Origin of the sequence: Anaerovorax odorimutans (genome assembly GCF_024459955.1) — a bacterium.
Classification (GTDB): Bacteria; Bacillota; Clostridia; order Peptostreptococcales; family Anaerovoracaceae; genus Hominibacterium; species Hominibacterium odorimutans_A.
On record NZ_JANFXK010000129.1, the window covers coordinates 1 to 303 of the forward strand.

At 54.1% G+C, this 303-nt stretch carries 1 protein-coding gene; it reads left to right on the forward strand.

Annotation, left to right across the window (positions count from 1 at the left end; all coding sequences use genetic code 11):
• The coding region (locus NE619_RS18190; protein WP_256133884.1) for a relaxase/mobilization nuclease domain-containing protein at positions 1-303 on the forward strand (303 nt) is incomplete at both ends.

The window sequence follows — 303 nt, forward strand, 5'->3', positions numbered from 1 at the left end:
AGGCCCTTACGGATGTGATCGACTATGCGGTTAGCAAGCGAAAGACCAGCACTGTTGATGATGAAACCCTGGAAATCATGGAGCGCTTTGTTTCTGGTATTAATTGTGCTCCGGCCACAGCAAGAACCGAGATGTTGGCAGTCAAGCGCCGGTTTGGCAAAGACGAGGGCATCATGGCCTATCACGGGTATCAATCCTTTGCGCCGGGGGAAGCAACTCCGGCTATGGCCCACAAGATCGGCGTGAAACTGGCCCAGCGTCTTTGGGGAGAAACGTATCAGGTTTTGGTAGCCACCCACCTGG